Source organism: Eubacterium sp. 3_1_31 (assembly GCF_964249515.1).
Taxonomy (GTDB): Bacteria; Bacillota_I; Bacilli_A; order Erysipelotrichales; family Erysipelotrichaceae; genus Longicatena; species Longicatena caecimuris.
This window is the reverse complement of the sequence record NZ_CAXUBY010000084.1, coordinates 1-4,456: the sequence shown is the minus strand read 5'-3', so window position 1 is coordinate 4,456 and position 4,456 is coordinate 1. Positions and strand designations below refer to the sequence as shown.

At 33.7% G+C, this 4,456-nt stretch carries 3 protein-coding genes; all 3 read left to right on the top strand.

Annotated elements, in window-relative coordinates:
- Positions 1 to 395: 395 nt before the first annotated feature.
- The 3 genes from ACESSZ_RS16260 (at position 396) to ACESSZ_RS16250 (ending at position 4,243) form a co-directional block, all read left to right on the top strand.
- A complete protein-coding gene (locus ACESSZ_RS16260) occupies positions 396 to 902 on the top strand; it encodes a hypothetical protein (protein ID WP_008690062.1) in 507 nt (168 codons plus the stop codon).
- Positions 903 to 1,156: 254 nt separating this feature from the next.
- Positions 1,157 to 2,653 carry a putative bifunctional diguanylate cyclase/phosphodiesterase gene (locus ACESSZ_RS16255; RefSeq protein ID WP_119957640.1) on the top strand — a complete coding sequence of 499 codons (1,497 nt, stop codon included), beginning with the start codon at positions 1,157 to 1,159 and terminating at the stop codon, positions 2,651 to 2,653.
- Positions 2,654 to 2,914: 261 nt separating this feature from the next.
- Positions 2,915 to 4,243: a hypothetical protein gene (locus tag ACESSZ_RS16250; RefSeq protein ID WP_008690060.1), complete on the top strand. Its 1,329-nt coding sequence runs from the start codon at positions 2,915 to 2,917 to the stop codon at positions 4,241 to 4,243.
- Positions 4,244 to 4,456: the final 213 nt, after the last annotated feature.

Sequence of the window (4,456 nt, the reverse complement as noted above, 5' to 3'; positions counted from 1 at the left end):
GGTAAGCGTAGCCTGAATCTGAGCCCCTTGGGGCGATTACGTAAAAACCACCAGCTAAGCTGGTGGATATTTATTTCTGTATATTTTATAACTATGGAAGATGAATATGCATAATAAATGGTTTTATAGTTAAACTGTACGTTCCTATGGAATAATCGATTAGTATTCTTCTATACAATGACACTATGGAACCTTGATATATTTAGAATAGTATCATTCTTTATGCAAAGGGTATTTACGTATACATAAATCAAAAAGATAACCAAATGATTCTTAATATTTTAACGATATTTTATAGTTTTGGATTAAAAGTGGTTATAAAAAGTGTTATATTTTTTACATTTCTGCTTTTGCTATGGTATACTGAAAAATTGTGTGGTTATTGAAGGAAAAATATGCTAAAAAATATATGGATGAATAAGAAGCAAAGAAAGATGATGGGCTTTTCGACAGTAGTAATTATCGTTTTTATCATTAGTTTATCTTTTTTACTTACGCAAAAAGGAAAAGATATCGTAAACACAGAAGTTAATAATTATCTCCATGAAATATCACAACAAACTTCTTACAAAGTGACGCAACGTGTCGAAACAAATTTTTCTTACTTAGCAACGCTATCGAACTCTTTAGCATATCTGGATGAATCCGCTTATGAAGCGTATCTTTATGATGCTTATGAAGGTGGAGCTTTTGAATGGATTGGCACTGTTGATCATAAGGGAATGCTAAAGGTGAAGAACCATCCTTTAAAAGATGTATCTCAACTAACTTGTGTAGCAAAAGCTATGCATGGGCAAGTGAGTGTAAGCGATAAGCTGTTGAAAATTTTTGATGAAAAAGGGGCTGTTTATGCAGTACCTTATAAAGGAAAGGATAATAATATTAGCGCAATCGTAGGATGAATACCACCTGAAACCATGAAATTATTGCTGAATACAGAATCATTTTCAGGTACCGGGTTTTCACATATCATAGCGAAAAATGGTGATTATATTTTACATTCCAAAAATAAAAATGCATTAATTGATGGTGATAACTTTTTGAACACCTTCCAGCAAAAGCTGAAATTACATCTTCAATGTAATTCCAAAAGTTTTGTCAAGATATTGCTAATCATAAAAAAGGTACCATTACGTTTAAGGTAAATGGCGATAATATGCGAACACTCACTTATACTCCATTAGATAATTGTGATTGGTATCTTTTATCCATCGTACCTTCTACGATGTATAGTCAGAATATTCAAAATTTCATCAGTCTTGCAATCGCCGTTCTCGCTTTAGGCATAGCGGTTGTATTCTTTATCTTCATTGCGTTTTTACTGTACACATCGAATAAAAAGAATAAAGAAATAACAAATATCGCCTATATTGATCCTATCACACAAGGATTTACGCAAGTACGGTTCGAAAAAGAACTCTTAGATCGAGCGAAAGACTTTGTACCATATACTTTTATATCCTTAGATTTGCGTAAATTTAAATTAATTAATGCCAGCTTTGGCAGTGAAAATGGCGATAAAGTATTACGACATGTATATGTGTGTATCAAGAAACATTTAGCTAAGGATGAATTTGTTACCCGCGTCAATGCGGATAACTTTAATATTTATTTGCATACGATTGATGAAGGGAAGATTAAGGAACGTTTACACAGCATCGCGGATGAGATTAATAAATATAATCAAGAGCGTCAGCTTCCTTATTATATTCCATTATCTTGTGGCTGTTATATTGTAAAAGATGATGCACAGGAATTAATCGTCGTACGTGATAAGGCCAATATAGCGCGTAAGACAAATAAAAATATTCCAAACTATTATCTATGTAATATTGTTTTCTATAATGACTTAGAACATCAGATGTTGCTGAAAGAAAAAGAAATGGAAAACATGATGGAAAAGGCTCTGGATGAAGAAGAATTTATCATATATCTACAACCTAAGGTTAGTTTAAAGACGGGTAAGATTATTGGCTCAGAGGCTTTAGTAAGATGGGACAGTCCAGAAAAAGGCTTGATTCCACCAGATGACTTTATCCCTTTCTTTGAGAAAAATGATTTTATTATTAAACTTGATATGTATGTTTTTGAAGTTGTATGTAAGATCTTACGTAAATGGATCGATGAAGGGAAAATCGTTCATCCGATATCAGTAAATTTATCAAGAAATCATCTTCATCATCCAAACTTTTTAGAAGAATATCGAAAGATACAACAAAAATATGAAATACCGGATCAGTATATTGAAATAGAATTGACAGAGATAGTTGTATTTGAGAATTTGGAAATGTTAAAAACCATTATAGATGAAATTCATAAATATGGCTATAAATGTTCTATGGATGATTTTGGCAGTGGCTATTCATCCTTAAATGTGCTCAAAGAGATTCCTGTGGATATTCTAAAACTTGATCGTGTTTCCTTCAGTAGTGAAAATGATAAACGTGGAGAAGACATTGTTGAAACAGTTATCAGTTTAGCTAAGAAATTAGGAATGGAAACAATTGCCGAAGGGATAGAAACGATACCACAGGTAGAGTTGTTAAAAAGTATGGAATGTGATGCTATTCAAGGATATGTATTCTCTAAACCGGTTCCAGTGGATCAATTTGAAACACTCGTACAGGATGATCCTGAAATGATGAGTGTATAATACGTATAGGATACGTCTGATAATCGATCATTCGTATCTTTTTTACTTTCAGTATCCAGATATCCTAAGGCTGTATTATAAAAGACGCAATAATTTCAAAGCTTTATCTGGTGAATGGAATGGCTTTTATACGGTAAACAAAGTGCTGATACAATAGTCATTTTCATATATAAAAAAAGGTAGATTCATATACAGAAAGAAAGGCAGTTTACGAAAACAATAGTTCTTGTTATAATTAAAAAATATAGGGAGGTAAAAGGCATGTTGAAAAAGCAGTTCAATTATGTAACAATGGCATTAACAGGCGTCTTTTTCTGCGTGCTTGGATGCTCTTTTGTTGTCGAATCTTTGACCGTATGGAATTGGCTGTATACAACCTTAGTTATTGGTATATCCGCAGTAGCCATCTTGAAATTAATCAACTTGCTAATCAACTTTCGCCGTATTGAAAAACGCTTCTCTCAGCTTTTAGATATTATCATTTGGTGTATTGCTATCATTTTCTCATTAGCACTGCCACGGGCATTTTATTCCATTCTGCCACGTATTGTGGGCAGTTGGATCTTATTGCATGCCATTGTTAAGATCATTGTTTTATACATTCGTATCAAAGATCATTTAACCATATCCTTCTTTCGCATTCTGTTTTTGTTAGGTGATTTATGCATGAGCTTTTATTTGATTGGTAATCCTTTTCATCATAACGACATTATCAATGTGGTTACCGGTCTGTATTTTTTAATTTATGGGGGAAATACCTTGTTGGATATGGTGCGCGAGATTATTCCACAGGGAAGTGGTGAAAAGCTGGATCAAAAGCTACGATTAGCAGTACCGCCATTCATGTCGGTCATCATTCCGCCTCATCTTATGAGGACTTTGTTGAATAAAGACAAAGAGGATCAGATCAAAGAACAATTTGATGAGATAAAGGAAGATATTCCTGTAGATATGGAAGTGCTTATTCATCTGGCACCTAGTGGACCTGCTATGTTAGGACATGCGGATTTAATCTATCGTGGCTTTGTGATATCGTATGGTTGTTATGATCCCCATAACCGTCATCTCTTTGGCACGATGGGGGATGGCGTTGTTTTAATGGCTGATCGTAATCCATATATTTATAATTGTTTAAAAAATGAAAATAAGACGCTGATCAGCTTTGGCATTGCTTTAGACGAAGAGCAGAAAAAACGTCTAAATGATCGTTTGTTAGAGGTTTTTGGGACCTTTGAAGATTTTTACAGTGATGAAGATTTAAAACGCAAGGGATTGCCTTATCAGGGTCCTTGTGATGATTATATCAGCCGGGTAACACGAACATCCCCAGGTGCAAAGTTTTATAAAATAAAAGAAGGAAAGCTGAAAACATTTTTTGTTGTTTCCAGTAATTGTGTCTTCTTTATGGCGAATATATTAAGTGTCATTGGTTTAAATTTATTTGATTTAAGTGGTATCATCTCACCGGGAGCGTATTATGATTTTCTAAACAAGCAATTTAAGAGCCATAAAGGTTTTGTAATTTCTCGTCGTTTATATCGGAAAAAAGATGCGGAAGCATTCAAAGAAAGAAAAGTAGATCATAAATGAAGTTGATTGAACTATGTAGAAGCTTAATAGATAAGTAACCTATCATTTGATAATATATACAGGAAGTTTCATAGATAAGCAATTGTTTTATTCTATATACAGTATTAAAAAGGCACATAAAAGACACATAGATGTCTTTTTTCATGTGTGGCGGGCATGCCACATATCTAGGGTGAAAATCCCTCGGGGCGTAGTTATCGACGAACCCAAGAG